Raw genomic sequence first — 15,952 nt, forward strand, 5'->3', positions numbered from 1 at the left:
GCGGCCCTCTCGCGGGGGAACGGAGGGGGCCGGCGCCGTCCGTCGGGGGAGGTGGCGCAGAAGTGGTTCGCAGCCCCGGCCCCGCCGGTTCGGTCCGCCCGGCCGATCCTCAGGCGCGCCTCCCGGCCCCTCTAAACTGCTCTGGTGATTGATCCCGTACTTCTCCGCGAGAACCCGGACGTCCTCAAGCGCTCGCAGGAGGCGCGCGGCGACTCCGTCGAGCTCGTCGACGACGCCCTCGAGGCCGACCGCGCACGCCGGGCCGCGATCACCGAGGCCGAGCGCCTCCGCGCCGAGCAGAACGCCTTCGGCAAGACCGTCGCGAAGGCGCCGAAGGACGAGAAGGCGGCCCTGGTCGCCGAGGCGCAGCGCCTCGCCGCCGCCGCCAAGCAGGCGCAGCAGGAGGCCGCCGAGGCCGACGAGCGCTTCGGCTCGCTCGTGAAGCGGCTGGCCAACCCGATCATCGACGGCGTTCCCGCCGGTGGCGAGGACAAGTTCGAGCTCGTGCGCACCGTGGGTGAGCGCCCGGTCTTCGACTTCGCGCCCCGCGACCACCTCGAGATCGGCGAGCTGCTCGACGGCATCGACATGCAGCGCGGCGCGAAGGTCAGCGGCGCGCGCTTCTACTTCCTCAAGGGCCTCGTCGCCCGCCTCGAGATCGCGCTGATGAACCTCGGCCTGGAGCGCGCCCTCGAGGCCGGCTTCACCCCGCTGATCACGCCGACGCTCGTGCGCCCCGAGATCATGGACGGCACCGGCTTCCTCGGCGAGCACGACGACGAGGTGTACCGCCTCCGCGACGACGACCTCTACCTCACCGGCACCAGCGAGGTGGCGCTCGCCGGCTACCACGCCGACGAGATCCTGGATCTCGCGGGCGGCCCGAAGCGCTACGCCGGCTGGAGCACCTGCTACCGCCGCGAGGCCGGCTCGGGCGGGCGCGACACCCGCGGCATCATCCGGGTGCACCAGTTCAACAAGCTCGAGATGTTCGTCTACACGCTGCCCGAGGACGCGGAGGCGGAGCACGCGCGCCTGCTCGCTCACCAGGAGGGCGTGCTGCAGAGCCTCGGCCTGCACTACCGCGTCATCGACGTCGCCGCGGGCGACCTCGGCCAGAGCGCCGCGCGCAAGTTCGACGTCGAGGCCTGGGTGCCCACCCAGGACGCCTACCGCGAGCTGACGTCGACCTCGAACTGCACCACCTTCCAGGCCCGCCGCCTCGACACCCGCTACCGCACCGAGTCGGGGAAGACGGCGCCCGTCGCCACCCTGAACGGCACGCTGGCGACCACCCGCTGGATCGTCGCCCTGCTCGAGACGCACCAGCAGGCCGACGGCTCGGTGCTCGTCCCCGAGGCGCTGCGCCCGCACCTGGGCGGCCTCGAGGTCCTCGAGCCGGTCCGCACCGCATGAGCGCCGGCCGCCGCCTCATCGCCCTCGACATCGACGGCACCGTCATGCACGAGGACGGCACCATCACCGACGCGGTCGTCGACGCGATCACGCGGGTGGTCGCCCAGGGTGACGAGGTCATGCTCGCGACCGGCCGCTCGCCGTCGACCACGCTGCCCGTGGTCGCGCGACTGGGCATCGCTCCGGAGTTCGTCATCTGCTGCAACGGCGCCGTCACCCTGCGCCGCGACCCCGAGGCGGAGGGCGGCTACCGCCCCGACGTCGTCGAGACCTTCGACCCCACCGAGGTCCTCGAGACCATCCGCCGGCACCTGCCCGACGCGCACTACGCCGTCGAGGACGCCGACGGCGCCTTCTCCTACACCGAGGCCTTCCCCGGCGGGGCGGTGATGGGCGCCGAGACGGTGCACGTGCCGTTCGAGGAGCTGCTGGGCGTGCAGTCCACCCGCGTGGTCGTCATCTCGCCCGGCACCGGCATCGAGGAGTTCACCGAGCTCGTCGAGCGGATGGGCCTGCACCAGGTCAGCTACGCCATCGGCTGGACCGCCTGGCTCGACATCGCCCCGCACGGCGTCAACAAGTCGACCGCGCTCGAGCTGGTCCGGAACCGCCTCGGCATCGAGCGGAGCGACGTGGTCGCGCTCGGCGACGGCCGCAACGACATCGAGATGCTCACCTGGGCCGCCGAGCACGGCGCCGGCCTGGCGATGGGGCAGGCGCCCGCCGAGGTCCTCGCCGTCGCGTCCGCGATCCTCCCCGGCGTGCACGAGGACGGCGTCGCCGTCGCCCTCGCCGACCTGCGCTGACCCGACGCGGCGCCGGCCGCTCCCGCGCCGCGCGGGCCGTCGGTTACCATCGACTGTCTCTCCCCGCGGGGAGCGGCAGGGAGGGCTGTCCGAGCGGCCGATGGAGCCAGTCTTGAAAACTGGTGGGCAGAGATGTCTCTAGGGTTCGAATCCCTAGCCCTCCGCCACTTGATCGAGCGGCGAAGCCGCCCCCCGCTGGTGGCGAAGACGTGCACGCGAACCTGCCGTCGTGTCTGCCGTGGTGAGAGACAGGAGGCAGCGGCGTCCCGCCGTGCTGGTCGTGAGGTAAAGGCCGCGGCGGCGTCCCTTCATGCTGGTCGAGTAGCCCCGCAGGGGCGTATCGAGACCCACCAACGTCAGGAGGGCGGGACTGAAGACTCGCCCTTGATGCTGGTGGATCTCGATACGCCCGCTGCGCGGGCTACTCGATCAGCATGAATGGCCCGCTGCGTGGGCTGCTCGATCAGCAGGGAGGGCCCGATGCACGGATCACGCGGTCGGCCCGGACGGCCCCGAGGAGCTGGCGGCCCGAGGTCCGTCGCTGGCGCGCAGTGACATCGTCGTCGGACCCGGTCGCTAAAGTGACGTTCTGTCGATATTCGAGACGGGTCGCCTCCGCCGAGACGCATCTTCTGAGCTTCGGGCCGCCCGCCTCTCGATGGAGAAGGAGCCGTCATGAGCGACGAGAACGTGCCGGGACCTCGCACTGAGCGCCTGCGAGCGGGGGTGTACGCGACACGGGACGCCAACGGCACGACCGTGATGGCGTGGCCACGAGCCCTGGCGCTCGGCGACGGCGCGGACGTCGACGAGCGACTTCGGCAGCTCGTCGAGGGCGGGCCGGGCGGTGCCGACGATCCTGTGACTGCGCGGCTGCGCGAGGACGGCTGGCTCGTCCAGGAGTTCGGGGACGACGACGGTCCCGGCTTCGTCGTCCGTCCGCTTCGGGCCGCGGTCGAGCCCGCTCCTGAGCCGTCCGCCGACCTCGACCTCTCGCGGTTCGCCGTGGTCCGCCGCGACGGCGCCGACCTGCTCGTCGAGTCCCCGCTGGCCAGTGCCGAGATCGTGCTGCACCGGCGGTCCTTGCTCGCCGACGCGCTCTCGGACTCCGGCGGTCTCGCCGCCGCCCTGCGCCGCGAGCTCCAGCGGCACGGGTTCCTCGCGCTGCCGGGCGGACCGGAGGACACCGAGTTCCGCTACCGGCAGTGGGCACCCCACGAGCTTCTCTTCCACGACCGCAGCCGGCAGGGCCATCGCGGCCCGGCCGCCGACTTCGGCGGCACCTGGTGGGGTGGGAAGGCGGGTTTCGGTCCGGAGGGCGCCGCCCCGGTCCCGTTCGGCGGGCGCCGGGTCGCCCTCCCCGCGGTCGATCTCGCCGCCCTGCGTGCGAGTGACCCGCCCTATGCCGAGGTCGTCGAGCGCCGGGTGTCCCTGCGCGACCACGACGACGCCGCGCCGATCGACGTCGCCGAGCTCGGGGAGCTCCTCTACCGGACGGATCGGGTCCGCTGGGTGCGCGTCGACCACGGGACGGAGGTGGTCGGCTCGCCGCGGCCGTCCGGCGGCTCGCTCGCGGAGCTCGAGCTGTACGTCGCCGTCTCGCGCTGCGCCGGGCTCGAGCCGGCGTACTACCACTACGACGCGCACCGCCACGAGCTGGAGGAGGTGTGCGGCATCGGCGCTCCCGCCGTGCGCCGGATGGTCCAGGTCGCGAGTGGGGTCGCGGCGACCGGGGTCACCCCGCAGGTCCTGATCGTCGTCTCCGCCCGCGTCGGCCGGGTGATGTGGAAGTACCAGCAGATGGCGTTCGAGCTCGTCCTGAAGGACACCGGGGTGCTCTACCAGGCCCTCGCCGGGGCGTGCAGCGCGATGGGACTGGCGGGCTGCCCGCTCGGGACCGACGACCCCGTCGCCTTCGCCGAGGCGACCGGTCGCGACCCGCTCCTCGAGTGCAGCGTGGGCCAGTTCATCGTCGGCTCGATTCCACGACCGGTGCCGGCGGTGACGCGATGACCCTCACCGTGGACACCAGCGCCTGCGTGATCGACCATGAGGGGCGCACCTACGGCATGACCGCCGCCGGTGACATCGAGCTGGCCGGCGAGGTCGCGGGCTGGATGCGCGTGATCGCGGCGTGGATCCTGGCCGGCGACGACGTCGAGGAGCGGGCGCGGTCGCTCGATCCGGCCCGGGCCGACCAACTCCGGCGCGTGCGCAGCGCGATGCTCACCCTCGGCTTCCTCCGGGAGGCCCCCGTCGCCGGTCGCGTCCGCCTCCTCGGCGAGACGGTCCTCCTGCAGCGCGCGGTGGCGCGGAGCGGCCGTGCGCTCCCCGAGTGCTCGCTCGCGGTCGGCCCGGTCGGGGGGCGGTGGCTGATCGACGAGGTCCGCGAGCACCCGGAGCGGACGTACGGGGCGGTGCTGCTGCGTGACGGCGCGGCGCTGGTCGTCGGCCCGGCGCCCGGCGCGGAGCTGCTCCCGGTGCTGGTGGCAGCGGCAGAGCGCGGGGTCGAGGCGGGCAGGCCCGAGGGGCACGTGCTCCGGCTGGCCGTCGCCCAGCTGGTCCGCCGCGCTGCCTCCGACCGCACGGATCCGTGGCGGGCCACGACGGTCACTGCGGAGGGAACCGTGCTCACCCGGATCAGCCCGCACCCGTGGCAGGCCGGGCAGCCGGAGGCGACCGGCCCGTTCGAGGAGCGCGCGATGACGCTCGTCGATCCCGACTTCGGGGTCGTCCGGCTGATCGAGGAGGCGGACCTGCCGCAGGTGCCGCGGCACCACTCCCGAGCGCTGGTCGCCTGCGACGCCGTCGTCGCGCGGCGGGACGTCCAGGTCGTCGGCGAGGGCGCGGACTTCGCGGAGGCACGGGCGGACGCCGTGCGCCGGGCACTCGCGGTCCGCGCGGAGTCGGTCCTCGATCCGCGCCGGGTGCTCGACGCCGCAGGACGCGCCGTCGCCGCGCCGACCGCGAGCCTCGAGGAGCTGCGTGCGGCGGTCCGCGACATCGTCGCCGCACCCGCGGAGTGCACCGTGCCGGGCCGGTGCCTGGCCGACAGCGCGACCGTCCGGGTGCCGGTCTCCTTCGCCTTCCGCTGCTCGGACGCCGAGCCGGCGACCGGCGGCCTCGGAGTGGCCGACACGGAGGAGGAGGCGCTGAGGCTCGCGCGGGAAGCGGCTCCCACCTCCGATCCGCGGGCCGTCGTGGTCGACCTCGACCACGATCCCGTCGTCGCGAGACTCGGGCTCGTCGTCCGGAAGGTGGTGATCCTGCCGTGAGCACGGGTGAGATCGACGCTGCGGACGCCGAGGACGGACTGCTCCAGAGCGCACTGGCCGGCATCGGCGCGGCGAGCGGGGTCGTCGTCCGAGCGTCCGACACCTGGCGCATCCCGAGCCGTCCCGCGGCGGACGTCCCGTGGCTGCCCGTGCACGTCGAGGTGAACCGCATCGTGATCGGCCCCCTCGTCCGCCCCGGAGTCCCGGGCTGCCCGCGGTGCCTGGCGCTCCGCCGGGAACGGCTGGGCGGCGTGGAGCCGTGGCGGCTGCGCCTGAGGGAGGAGCACAGGGAGCAGCTCGAGGGCCGCCGCCCCGAGGCGCTCGACGAGCTGGCGACCGACGTCGCGGCGATCTCGCTCGAGCGCCTCCTGGCCCGGGAGCGCGAGGCTGCGGGTGCCCAGCGCCGGGTCGCGGTGGTCCGCCTCGACACCCTGGCGGTGGAGTTCCACGCCTTCCTCCCCGAGCCCCTCTGCGTGCTCTGCGGCGACCTCCCGGAGGACACCGCCGCGGCTGCCCAGCACGTCCTCGCGCCGCAGCCCAAGACCGTCCCGTTCGGAGCGCGGATCCGCGACGTCGTCGGCGAGGCCGACGCCCTCTGCTCCCTCTACATCGACCCCTTCTGCGGGACGATCGCCGCCACGCGCCGCGGGGACGAGGGCGGGCTGGTCATGGCGGCCGCGCCGATGCCGATGCGGCTCGACGGCCTCGTCGAGCCGGGCTACGGGCGCGGTCGCGACTACCGGTCCGCCGAGGTCACCGCCGTGCTGGAGGCGCTCGAGCGCTACGGGGGAGTCGCGCCGGGCGGGCGCCGCTCGACGGTGCGGGGGAGCTATCAGCAGCTCGCCGCCGACGCCGTGCATCCCGACGTCTTCGGCCGGCATCCGGACGAGTCCTACGACGATGCGGCCTTCCGCTACCGGCGGTTCGACGAGGACGTGCCGATCCAGTGGGTCTGGGCGCACTCCTTCGCCGGGGGGCGTGCGCGCCTGGTCCCCGAGGCCCTCGCCTACTACTTCTCGCAGCGACTGCGCGGGGACGACCCCGTCTCCTACTACGAGGTCTCGAACGGCTGCGCGCTCGGCTCCTCCTGGGAGGAGGCCGCCCTGCACGGTCTGCTGGAGACGGTCGAGCGCGACGCGTTCCTCTGCACCTGGTACACCCGCAGCACACCCGCCGCCATCGACCTGACCAGCTGCCGCGACCCGCTCGTCCCCGCTCAGGCGGCGGCGATCACCGCGGCGACCGGCTACGACGTCGCCGCCTTCGACGTCACGACGGACTGGGGCATCCCGGCGGTGTGGCTGCTGGCGACGCGGCAGGGCGGCTCCGGACCGGCCGCCCTCTGCACCGCCGGGGCGGGCCTGGACCCCGAGCGCGCCCTGCTCGGCGCGCTGAACGAGCTCGGCCCGATCCTGGCGGACCTCCTCCGGCGCTACCCGGGCGAGGAGGCGCACGCCGCGGAGATGGTGCGCGACCCCTCCGCCGTGCGCACGATGCTCGACCACTCCGCCCTCTCCGCGCACCCGGACGCCCGCCACCGCCTCGACTTCCTCCGCGGCGGTCCGACGATCCGCGCCGACGACATCGGCGGAGCGGACCGCGTGCGCCCGGACGCCGCGGACCTGGCGGTCGATCTCCGCGCCGCGGTGGACCGGATCGGCGAGGTGCTCGTCGTCGACCAGACCACCCCGGAGCACCGCGCGGGCGGATTCGCCTGCGTGAAGGTGCTCGTGCCGGGTGCCGTGCCGATGACGTTCGGCCACCGCAACCGCAGGATCGACGGGCTTCCCCGGCTCCTCGAGTTGCCGCGGCGACTCGGCACGCTCGACCGCGACCTGCTCCCGGACGAGCTGAACCCCGATCCGCACCCGTTCCCGTGACGCCCGCATCAGGGAGCGAAGACGCGTCGAACGACCCGGATCTCCGGGGCTCGGAGGTCGCCCATCCGCGCCGACCCGAGACCGCCGACCCGCGGCGGCGGGAGCGCATCCTCGACGCGATGCGCGATCTCGTCCTCCGCTGGGGCTACCGCAAGGTCTGCATGCAGGACGTGGCCGACGCCGCGCACGTCGGCAAGGGCACGCTCTACCTGCACTGGAGCAGCAAGGACGAGCTCCTCGACGCCGTCCTCGTCCGCGAGGCGGGCCGGATCGACGCCGAGCTCGGGGCGGCCCTCCTGCGCCGGCCGGAGCTGGTCGCGTTCGGCCTCACCGCGGCGATGCTCTTCCACGGGACCATGGCGGTGCCGCTGCTCGGCGCCTACAACCGCGGGGACAGCGCGGTCCTCGGCTCGCGCGGCGCCCAGCCCGGAGCGCCCGACCGGCTCGGGCTCTCGCTCGTCTCCCGGCTCTCCGACCCGGGCTACCTCGGCGTTCTCAGCCGGCACCACCTCGTGCTCGGCGACGCGCGCTCGGAATCCGGGCGGCTGGCGGTCGGAGCGGTCGTCGGCGGCTTCGTCCTGCGGCCCGAGGGCGCCGGCGACGCGGATCGCGACGGCGACTGCGCCCGGCTCCTCGGCACGGTCCTGCAGCGGTCCTTCGGGCAGCCGACCCACGACCGGCACGCCGAGTACGCGGCGGCGGTGGCCGAGACGGTCTCGCCGGAGGGCCGGTGGGCTGCCCCTCCAGCGTCGCCGCGGACAGCAGAAGGCTCCCGTCCTGCGTGAAGCGGGACGGGAGCCCGGTGCGGCACGCGGAGGGACGCGTGCTCGCGAGCCGCGTCGAGGGGGCGACCGGCGCGCCCTCGGCGCTCAGGCGGCGGGGCCGCCGCAGCAGATGTAGCAGACGCAGTTGGAGTCGGCGAGCTCCTTCATGCCGTGACCGGCGGTGAGGGACTCGACCACCCCGCCCTGGTCCGCCACCTCGAACACGGTCATCGGCAGGTCCCGGACGTCCGTCAGGTGCTTCTCGTTCATGGTCTCTTCTCCTTCGCTCGGTGCGCGTCGCGCCCGGGACGATCCCCGAGGCGTCTCCTCGACTCTGCGCCGGTCACCGTCGGGCCCACCCCTCCGATGAACGGGTGACCGGGATCCGAGCTCGGTCACCCGACCGCTCGGCGCATCCGTGGTGGCGCTGCCATCCGCCAAGTGGCGGGCGAAAGCGCGTCGCTGTCCGGATGACTCCGGGCCGCTGCGTCGGCAGAGTGGCCGGTGGCGTCGATCCCCTCGCGAGGAGTCGCCCCACCCGCACTGCCTGTCGAAGGAGACACGATGCACGTCCACGGACCCACCACGAGATCCCGCCGCCTGACGTCGGCACTTGCCGCGGCCGTGGTGGTGCTGCTGCCGCTGACCGGCTGTCAGAGCGCGACCCCGTCGCCCCCGGCCGGCGAGCGCCCGGCCGAGTGCGACGGCGTCGGGCTCACCCGCGTCGGCTACTCGCCGTACTCCAACTCGGGCGGCTACTTCCCGCTGGTCGAGAAGGGACTGCAGAGCGTCCTCGGCGACTGCGGCATCGACGTCGTCACCTCCGACCCCGACGGCGAGTCCGGCGAGCAGGTCTCCGGCATCGAGAACCTCGTCGCGGCAGGCGCCAAGGCGGTGATCGTGTGCCCGACGGACCCGAAGGCGATCTCGCCGGTGGCACGCCGCCTGGCAGGGCAGGACGTCCTCGTCATCGGCCTCGCGACCGACATCCCCGAGGCGGACGTCGTCTTCAACCTCGACGACCGCGCCTTCGGCGAGCTCGAGGGCGAGAGCGCCGGCGGCTGGCTCGCGGCGAACCGCGCGGACGAGAAGCCCACCGTCGCGATCCTGCACCAGGACTCGGGCGGTGCACCGCTGATCGCCCGGCACGAGGGCGTGATCGCGGGGCTCGACGCGGCGCTCGGGGAGGGGGAGTGGACGCTCGTCAGCGAGGTCGAGGCGTATCAGGAGGACACCGGCAACGCGCAGACCTCGACCGTCCTGCAGGCGCACCCCGATCTCGACCTGATCGTCGGCCTGAACGATTCCAGCGCGCTCGGGGCGCTCTCCGCGGTCAAGGCCTCGGGACGCACCCCCGGCGAGGACGTGGCGATCGTCACGGGCGGCGAGGACGCGCGGATCCTTCAGGGCGTCCTGTCCGGGGAGGTCGTCTCGACGGTGGGACTCTTCCCGGTCCAGCAGGGCGAGATCATCGCCCGAGCGGTCCTCGAGCTCTCCTCGGGCGGCGACGTGGAGCGCGAGCAGATCGTGCCCGTCGAGCTCGTGACGGCGGAGAACGCCCAGGGGATCCTGGACTCCCTCGGATGACGGCACCGCACGGCAGCGCCGCCGTCCTCACCGTCCGCGGAGTGAGCAAGTCCTTCGGCGGGGTCGCGGCCCTCACCGGCGTCGATCTCACGGTGCGCGCGGGCCGGATCCTCGGACTGGCCGGCGCCAACGGGGCGGGCAAGTCCACCCTGATCAACATCCTCACCGGCCAGCTGCCACCCGATTCGGGCGAGCTGCGGGTGGACGGGGAGCCCGTCTCGTTCTCCAGCCCTCGGGAGGCGCAGCAGAAGGGCATCGGCGTGGTGCGCCAGGAGCTGGATCTCGTTCCGGATCTCACGATCGCCGAGAACCTCTTCCTCGGCGATGAGCGGGTGTTCCAGCGGGCGCTGCGGCTCGACCGGCGGCGGATGCGCGAGGCCGCTCGCGCGCTGCTGCGCCGGATGGGGCTCGAGAACGACGTCGACACCCCGGTGCGCGACGTGTCGATCGGCGACCGCCAGCTGATCGCGGCCGCCCGCGCGCTGCGCAGCGCCGGATCCGTCCTGCTCCTGGACGAGCCGACGTCCTCGCTCACGCCGTTCGAGGCGGCTCGCCTCTTCCGCGTGATGCGCTCGCTCAGCGACGAGGGCGTCGGCGTCGTCTTCATCTCGCACCGGCTCGACGAGGTCGTCCAGCTCTGCGACAGCATCGTCGTGCTGCGGGACGGGCGCGTCGCCGGCGAGTTCGGCGCCACCGCGGCCGTGCTGCCGCAGGTGGTCGACGCCATGGTGCCCGGGTCCGCCGCTGTCACCCGGGTCGAGCGGGCGGCCGTCTTCGGCGAGCCCGCCTTCGTCGGCAGTGCTCTGGTGGTCAAGGGACGCCCGCCCGTCGACCTCGCGATCCGGCGGGGCGAGGTGCTGGGCGTCTTCGGGCTCGTCGGCGCGGGCAAGTCGTCGATCGGCCGCTCGATCGCCGGGCTGGAGGCCCTGCAGTCCGGCTCGATGCAGCTGGCCGGCCGGCCCTACCGTCCCCGCTCCGCCGCCGCCGGCTTCGCCCGCGGTGTCGCGTACCTCTCCGAGGACCGCCGCAGCGAGGGAATCCTGCCGCACCTCAGCGTGCGGCGGAACATGATCGTCCGGGCGCCGCGGAACGTCGCTCGAGGCGGCGTCTTCGACCGGCGCGCGGTGACCGCCCTCGTCGCCGAGATGACGTCCCGACTGCGGATCAAGGCCGCGAGCGACGCCCTCGACATCCGCTCGCTCTCCGGGGGCAATCAGCAGAAGGTCCTCGTCGGGCGCCTGCTCGCCGAGGACCTGTCCCTGCTCGTCCTCGACGAGCCCACCCACGGCATCGACGTCCGGGCCAAGGCCGATCTCATCGACACGGTCTGGGATCTCACCGCGCAGGGCGTCGCCGTCCTGCTCATCAGCTCGGAGATCGCCGAGCTGCGCGCCGCCTGCGACCGGATCGTCGTCGTCCGCAACGGCGCCGTCGTCCGGGAGCTCCCGGCGACCACAGCCACCGAAGGAGAACTCATGTCCGCAGCGACCGGAGGCGTGTCATGACCCGCCTCGACACGCCCGTTCCCGGAGTGGCCCGCGCTCCGCGCCGCGGGTTCGACCAGGAGCGCCTCGCCACGATCGTCCTCCCGGTGGCGCTGGCCGTGATGATCGTCGTCTTCGCCGTCAGCTCGACGACGTTCTTCACCGTGGACAACCTCTTCGTCGTGCTGCGGCAGTCGGCGGTGCTCGGCGTCGCGGCGATCGGCGCGACGATCATCCTGATCGCCGGCCGGCTCGACATCAGCCAGGGCGCGCTGATCGCGGCGTCCGGGATCACCTGCGTCTCGCTCCTGCAGGCCGGGCTGCCGCCGCTCGTCGCCGTCCTCGGGGCGATCGCGCTCGGGGCCCTGCTCGGCCTCGTCAACGGCGTCCTGACCGAGAGCCTCCGGATCCCGGGGTTCATCTCGACGCTCGCGGTGGCGCTGGTGGTGCGCGGTGCCGCTCAGGTCTGGACCAGCGGGCAGTCGATCGCGGCGCCGGTCGTGGAGGGCTTCGACCTCCTGCTCTGGGTCGGCACCGGGTCGATCGGCCCGCTCCCGGTCGCGGTGGTGCTCGTGACCGTCCTCTACGTCGTCGCGTGGCTCGTGATGCGCACGACGACCTGGGGACTGCGGTCCTACGCGATCGGCTCGTCCGGGCGGGCCTCGAGGGTCGCGGGGCTGCGGGTGAACCTGCACGCGATGCAGGTCTTCGTGGTCGCCGGGGCGCTCTCGGCGGTGGCCGGCGTGCTCCTCGCGGGGCGGCTCGGCTCCGGATCCGCGAACAACGGCCAGGGCGCCGAGTTCGACATCTTCGCCGCGGTCGTGCTCGGCGGGACCTCGCTCTTCGGCGGCCGCGGCAGCATTCCGCGCACGGCGCTCGGCATCGTCTTCCTCTCGACGCTGAGCAACGGCCTCGTGATCCTGAATGTATCGTCCTACTGGCAGGGCATCGCGACGGGGACCGTGCTGGTGCTCGCCCTGGCGATCGACCGGTTGCGAGCACGCGATGACGAGTGAGGCTGTGACGCATGGAGGGTCTTCTCCGGCGGCTGTCCGAGGGCGGCGAGAGCGGTGCGGACGCGCTGCGCGTCGTCAGCTTCTTCGACAAGCTCCAGCAGTTCCGGGCCGGGATCGACGAGCTGGTGCGCTCGACGGCAATGCTGATCGGGACCGAGGCGGGGTTCGCTGGTCCGGGCGGTGGCTGCGGCTTCGACAGCCTCGGACGCGCGAGGCCGCACGATCCGCCGACCGGCGCGATCAGCACGACGATCGGCGGGGACACGGCGGACGCCGGCCTGGTCTGGGTGGTGCCCGCGAGCAGCGACCCGGACATGGCGCAGCTGATCCTCGAGCGCATGTCCCTGACAGCGGCCACGATCCTCATCCGGCAGGCCGACGCGGCCCGGCTGGGCGACGGCGAGCCGCTGCGGATGCTCATCGAGGCGCTGCCCTCGATCACGGAGCACCGGGAGGAGGCGCTCCGGCGGCTGGGCTTCCGGCCGGACTGGCGAGTGCGCGTCGTCCTCGCCCGGGGCGCGAGCGGACCGCTCTCGGATCCGCGCGGCTGGCGGGAGTGGTGCGGGCCGGAGCGCCGCTGCACCGCTCCCGTGCGCTTCGGGACGGCGCACGCGGTGCTGCTGCACGGTCCCGGGACGCGGCCGGGCACGCTCCCCGAGGGCGCCGAGACCGTCGCCGTCGGCGCGACGGCCTCGGCGCTCTCGCCGCGGGACTCCTACCTCTCCGCGCTGCGCACGCTGCGGCTGTGCTCGCCGGTGCTCGGTCCGCGCGCGCTTGCGCACGACGCGCTCGGCTCGTTGCGCTGCCTCGCCCGGGTCTCCCCGGCGGAGGCCGCCGGCTCGGAGCTCGTGCAGCGGATGCAGCTCCTGGTGCGGACGCCCGTCGGTCTGGGCGAGATCCTCGCCCTGGACGCGTACTGCCGCCACGCGAACGTCCGCGCGGCGGCGACGGAGCTCCTGCTGCACCACAGCTCGCTGGGGCACCGGCTGAAGAACGTGGGCGCGAAGCTGGGGATCGACGTGTTCGACGCCGTGCAGCGCAACGACGCGTGGCTCGCGCTGCAGCTGCTGCGCATCGCCGAGGCGGAGCCGGACGAGGCGTGAGCGCCCTGGGCGCGGCAGGCGGTGGCCGCCGTGGACGCTGAGCTCGCCGCCGCCACCGAGCTGATGCTCCGGCCCGATCTGAACGACGTCGAGGGCACCCGGCGACTGATGGGCTCGTCGACGATGCAGCCGTCGTCCGCCGAGGTGGAATTCGGCGGGTCCGTCGCGATCGAGTCGCGCTCGGTGCGCCTCGACGGACACGACATCGGCCTCCGGCTCTATCGCCCGTCGGCGTCCGTCGGGTCCGCGCTGCTCTTCCTGCACGGCGGCGCCTTCGTCGCGGGGGACACCCTCTCCGAGAACGCCCGCTGCCTGCGCTACGCGGGGGACGCGGGCTGCCTCGTCGTCTCGGTCGACTACCGTCTCGCGCCGGAGCACGCGTATCCGCACGGCCTCCGCGACTGCCGGGCGGTGCTCCGGTGGATGATCGAGCGAGCGGTCGAGCTCGGGATCGATCCCGCCAGGATCGCGGTCGCCGGCGTCAGCGCCGGCGGCGCACTGGCGGCGGGAGTGAGCATGCTCGCCCTCGACGAGGGGGAGCGGGTGCCGCGGGCGCAGCTGCTGCTGTTCCCCGTGCTGGACGACCGCCTGCACAGCTCGTCGATGCGGGAGTTCGATGCCACGCCGGTCTGGGACAACCGCAACGCCGCGGTCATGTGGCGGCTCTACCTCGCCGGTGCGCCGGCCGACGAGTACGCGGCACCGGCGCGACGGGAGTCGCTGATCGGACTGCCCGAGACCTATCTCCTGGCCGCCGAGCTCGATCCCCTGCGCGACGAGGCGCTCCGATTCGGAGCGCGGCTCCTCGAGGACCGGGTCCCCGTCGATCTGCGGCTCTGGGCCGGCACGTACCACGTCTTCGATCAGCTGGTGCCGGACGCCGCCGTGTCGCAGGCCAGCCTCGAGGATCAGGTGCGGTTCCTCCGGCGGACGCTGCGGCCCTGAGCCCGGGCGTCGGCGCGTCGGTCAGCCGGTGTCGTCGCCCGGGCGCGCGGCGTCCACTGCTCGCGCGGCCAGGCGGGCGAACGCCGCGCGGAGCTCGACCGGCTCCACATCGGTGATCGGCGCGTCGAAGCGGGCGATCGACGCGGCGACGCCGGGCCAGGACCAGGAGCCGACGCGGATCCGGCAGCGGCCGTCCGGCTCGACGCTCAGCGTGCCGTCGCCGAGGTACGGGGCGATCTGCACGGCGTCGGCGTCGAGGATCGCCGAGCCCCCGCACGGCCAGGTGTCTGCGCCGGTCGAGCCCTTGGAGCGGGCTGAGAGGAACGCCGCGGGGTCGCCGCCCGGCACGGACCGCGGGGTGAAGCTGGCGCCGGTGTGACTGCGGAGCCGGATCCGGTCGACCCGGTAGGTGCGCCAGTCGTCGCGCTCGGGAGTCCAGCCGATCAGGTACCAGCGGCCGCCGGCGAGGACGAGGTGGTGCGGCTCGGTCGTGCGGGCGGCGGGTTCGGCGTCGGCCGGTCCTGCGGGGGAGTCGTAGTCGAAGCGGAGGGTCAGCGCGTCGCGGATCGCGTCGCCGATGCGCAGCAGCACGCCGGCGTCGGCGCGCGCCTCGGCCGGGCGGGTCGCGGCGCCGGCGCTCGCCGCGAGCCCGTCGATCCGGTGCGCGAGGCGCCTCGGCAGCAGTCGGCGGATCGTTCGGAGCGCCCGCTCGGCCGCCTCGTCCAGGTCCGTGCCGAGGGTGCCGGCGGTCCGCAGCGCCAGGGCGATCACGACGGCCTGCTCGTCGTCGAAGAGCAGCGGCGGCAGCTCCGTGCCGGCGGCCAGGCGGTAGCCGCCGTCGGGGCCGCGCGTGGTCTCGATCACGTAGTCGAGCTCGCGCAGCCGCTCGACGTCGCGCCGGACGGTGCGCTCGCTCACCTCCAGCCGGTCCGCCAGCACTGGAGCGGACCAGTCGCGGCGCGACTGCAGCAGCGACAGGAGGGCGAGCAGCCGCTTCGAGGTGGAGGGCGAGGAGGAGGTGGGCACGGAACGATCATCGCGCGCGAAGCGGACGTTCCCTGGCCGGTACCGACGAGATCGTGTTCTCAAGCCCCGGAGGAACGGGGAGAACCGCGGCCCAACCGCCGCGCAGCGAAGGAGCACACCATGACCGCAGCAGTCGTCGCACACCTCACCTTCACCGGAGAGGCCCGCGCCGCCCTCGAGTACTACGCCGCCGTCTTCGGCGGCCGGGCCGTCGTCCGGACCTACGGCGACTTCGGGATGCCGGCGGGCCTGCCCGACACCGATCGCGTCGTCCACGGCCAGGTCGTCGGCGCGGGCGGATTCACCGTGATGGCGTACGACGTCCCCGCGAGCGAGGCGGACCTGCAGGCCGGATCCACGCGCCGCGAGAACGGCACGACGATCACCGACCGTCCCTTCTTCCTGGCGCTGCAGGCCGCGACGCTCGAGGAGGCGACCGGCCACTGGGACGCGCTCGCCGACGGAGCGAGCGTCGTCGAGCCGCTCGCGGCGTCGGCCTGGTCGGCCGGCTTCGGCATGCTCACCGACCGCTTCGGGGTGGTCTGGGCGATCAGCGTCGTCGAGCAGCAGGGCTGAGCGCGGGGCGGGTGGCCGTCTGGCGCGGCCGCCCCTGCCCTCCGGCGCGAATTCCGGGCGACGGATGGCTTTCC

The 15,952-nt window shown here is 73.9% G+C and carries 14 protein-coding genes and 1 tRNA gene; 13 read left to right on the plus strand and 2 right to left on the minus strand.

Annotated elements, in window-relative coordinates; all coding sequences use genetic code 11:
- Positions 1-144 precede the first annotated feature (144 nt).
- From serS to EDF45_RS21545, 7 genes are all read left to right on the plus strand, one after another.
- Entirely contained in the window at positions 145-1,416 is a 1,272-nt protein-coding gene (serS, locus tag EDF45_RS03515) for a serine--tRNA ligase (RefSeq protein ID WP_123702032.1), read from the plus strand.
- The gene (locus EDF45_RS03520) at positions 1,413-2,222 is read left to right on the plus strand and encodes an HAD family hydrolase (RefSeq protein WP_123734998.1); all 810 of its coding nucleotides are present in this window, start codon (positions 1,413-1,415) and stop codon (positions 2,220-2,222) included. The genes serS and EDF45_RS03520 overlap by 4 nt, the downstream gene beginning before the upstream one ends.
- A gap of 79 nt (positions 2,223-2,301) precedes the next feature.
- A tRNA-Ser gene (locus EDF45_RS03525) sits at positions 2,302-2,389 on the plus strand.
- A gap of 508 nt (positions 2,390-2,897) precedes the next feature.
- Positions 2,898-4,235 (plus strand): SagB family peptide dehydrogenase, encoded by a 1,338-nt coding sequence (locus tag EDF45_RS03530; protein WP_123734999.1) that lies wholly within the window; start codon positions 2,898-2,900, stop codon positions 4,233-4,235.
- Positions 4,232-5,497: a hypothetical protein gene (locus tag EDF45_RS21155; RefSeq protein WP_185020077.1), complete on the plus strand. Its 1,266-nt coding sequence runs from the start codon at positions 4,232-4,234 to the stop codon at positions 5,495-5,497. The genes EDF45_RS03530 and EDF45_RS21155 overlap by 4 nt, the downstream gene beginning before the upstream one ends.
- Positions 5,494-7,377, plus strand: a complete 1,884-nt coding sequence (locus EDF45_RS03535) for a TOMM precursor leader peptide-binding protein (protein WP_185020078.1) — start codon at positions 5,494-5,496, stop codon at positions 7,375-7,377. Before EDF45_RS21155 ends, EDF45_RS03535 begins: the two co-directional genes overlap by 4 nt.
- Before the next feature lie 119 nt (positions 7,378-7,496).
- Positions 7,497-8,162 (plus strand): TetR/AcrR family transcriptional regulator, encoded by a 666-nt coding sequence (locus EDF45_RS21545; RefSeq protein ID WP_123735571.1) that lies wholly within the window; start codon positions 7,497-7,499, stop codon positions 8,160-8,162.
- A gap of 84 nt (positions 8,163-8,246) precedes the next feature.
- On the opposite strand, the gene EDF45_RS03545 is transcribed toward EDF45_RS21545, so the two are convergent.
- A complete protein-coding gene (locus EDF45_RS03545) occupies positions 8,247-8,411 on the minus strand; it encodes a thiomuracin/GE37468 family thiazolyl RiPP peptide (RefSeq protein ID WP_123445007.1) in 165 nt (54 codons plus the stop codon).
- A gap of 294 nt (positions 8,412-8,705) precedes the next feature.
- Between EDF45_RS03545 and EDF45_RS03550 the strand changes: the two genes are divergently transcribed.
- Genes EDF45_RS03550 through EDF45_RS03570 form a run of 5 tightly spaced genes read left to right on the plus strand, consistent with a single transcriptional unit; the run spans position 8,706 to position 14,276 of the window.
- Positions 8,706-9,728: a sugar ABC transporter substrate-binding protein gene (locus EDF45_RS03550; protein WP_123735001.1), complete on the plus strand. Its 1,023-nt coding sequence runs from the start codon at positions 8,706-8,708 to the stop codon at positions 9,726-9,728.
- Entirely contained in the window at positions 9,725-11,233 is a 1,509-nt protein-coding gene (locus tag EDF45_RS03555; protein WP_123735002.1) for a sugar ABC transporter ATP-binding protein, read from the plus strand. The genes EDF45_RS03550 and EDF45_RS03555 overlap by 4 nt, the downstream gene beginning before the upstream one ends.
- Positions 11,230-12,228: an ABC transporter permease gene (locus tag EDF45_RS03560; RefSeq protein ID WP_123733488.1), complete on the plus strand. Its 999-nt coding sequence runs from the start codon at positions 11,230-11,232 to the stop codon at positions 12,226-12,228. Before EDF45_RS03555 ends, EDF45_RS03560 begins: the two co-directional genes overlap by 4 nt.
- Before the next feature lie 11 nt (positions 12,229-12,239).
- Positions 12,240-13,331 (plus strand): helix-turn-helix domain-containing protein, encoded by a 1,092-nt coding sequence (locus EDF45_RS03565; RefSeq protein ID WP_123735003.1) that lies wholly within the window; start codon positions 12,240-12,242, stop codon positions 13,329-13,331.
- 30 nt (positions 13,332-13,361) lie between these two features.
- Positions 13,362-14,276, plus strand: a complete 915-nt coding sequence (locus EDF45_RS03570; RefSeq protein ID WP_148060212.1) for an alpha/beta hydrolase — start codon at positions 13,362-13,364, stop codon at positions 14,274-14,276.
- 21 nt (positions 14,277-14,297) lie between these two features.
- On the opposite strand, the gene EDF45_RS03575 is transcribed toward EDF45_RS03570, so the two are convergent.
- Positions 14,298-15,302 (minus strand): YafY family protein, encoded by a 1,005-nt coding sequence (locus tag EDF45_RS03575; RefSeq protein ID WP_123735005.1) that lies wholly within the window; start codon positions 15,300-15,302, stop codon positions 14,298-14,300.
- Between the two features lie 120 nt (positions 15,303-15,422).
- Between EDF45_RS03575 and EDF45_RS03580 the strand changes: the two genes are divergently transcribed.
- The gene (locus EDF45_RS03580) at positions 15,423-15,878 is read left to right on the plus strand and encodes a VOC family protein (RefSeq protein WP_123735006.1); all 456 of its coding nucleotides are present in this window, start codon (positions 15,423-15,425) and stop codon (positions 15,876-15,878) included.
- The last annotated feature ends 74 nt before the right edge of the window (positions 15,879-15,952 follow it).

The organism is Rathayibacter sp. PhB186 (assembly GCF_003751825.1).
Lineage (GTDB): Bacteria > Actinomycetota > Actinomycetes > Actinomycetales > Microbacteriaceae > Rathayibacter > Rathayibacter festucae.

Coding starts and splice junctions, on each gene's coding strand:
- EDF45_RS03520 (WP_123734998.1), top strand. CDS start 1,413: ATGAGCGCCGGCCGCCGCCTCATCGCCCTCGACATCGACGGCACCGTC.
- EDF45_RS03580 (WP_123735006.1), top strand. CDS start 15,423: ATGACCGCAGCAGTCGTCGCACACCTCACCTTCACCGGAGAGGCCCGC.
- EDF45_RS03555 (WP_123735002.1), top strand. CDS start 9,725: ATGACGGCACCGCACGGCAGCGCCGCCGTCCTCACCGTCCGCGGAGTG.
- EDF45_RS03560 (WP_123733488.1), top strand. CDS start 11,230: ATGACCCGCCTCGACACGCCCGTTCCCGGAGTGGCCCGCGCTCCGCGC.
- EDF45_RS03530 (WP_123734999.1), top strand. CDS start 2,898: ATGAGCGACGAGAACGTGCCGGGACCTCGCACTGAGCGCCTGCGAGCG.
- EDF45_RS03550 (WP_123735001.1), top strand. CDS start 8,706: ATGCACGTCCACGGACCCACCACGAGATCCCGCCGCCTGACGTCGGCA.
- EDF45_RS03565 (WP_123735003.1), top strand. CDS start 12,240: ATGGAGGGTCTTCTCCGGCGGCTGTCCGAGGGCGGCGAGAGCGGTGCG.
- EDF45_RS03545 (WP_123445007.1), bottom strand. CDS start 8,411: ATGAACGAGAAGCACCTGACGGACGTCCGGGACCTGCCGATGACCGTG.
- EDF45_RS21155 (WP_185020077.1), top strand. CDS start 4,232: ATGACCCTCACCGTGGACACCAGCGCCTGCGTGATCGACCATGAGGGG.
- EDF45_RS21545 (WP_123735571.1), top strand. CDS start 7,497: ATGCGCGATCTCGTCCTCCGCTGGGGCTACCGCAAGGTCTGCATGCAG.